Source organism: Streptomyces hilarionis, from assembly GCF_024539675.1.
Taxonomy (GTDB): domain Bacteria; phylum Actinomycetota; class Actinomycetes; order Streptomycetales; family Streptomycetaceae; genus Streptomyces; species Streptomyces hilarionis.
In genome coordinates, this window is sequence record NZ_JAHHIT010000873.1 from 1 (window position 1) to 241 (window position 241).

The following is a 241-nucleotide window of genomic DNA, read 5'->3' on the forward strand; positions in this document are numbered from 1 at the left end:
ACCTTGCTCCGCGCCCCATTCAAAGCATTTACGCGCAATGAGTTGTTAGAGGCGTGTTTGCCTGAAAGTGGAGCTTTAGATCGCGTTATAGACACTCATATTCACAATCTCCGCAAGAAATTGGAGGTGAATGGTATAACTGATGTGTTGGTCACCGTCCGAGCCGTCGGTTATCGGTTTCGGAGGGCACAATGAAACTCCCTTTTTCGCGTAAAACTCGCTCAACACTTTGGTACTGGGT

Annotated in this window: 1 protein-coding gene; it reads left to right on the forward strand. The window is 48.1% G+C overall.

Annotated features, from left to right (window positions below; translation table 11 throughout):
- Nucleotides 1-195, forward strand: a 195-nt coding sequence (locus KMS84_RS40620; protein ID WP_256921665.1) for a winged helix-turn-helix domain-containing protein, incomplete at its 5' end; no start/stop codon positions are given.
- Between the last annotated feature and the right edge of the window lie 46 nt (nt 196-241).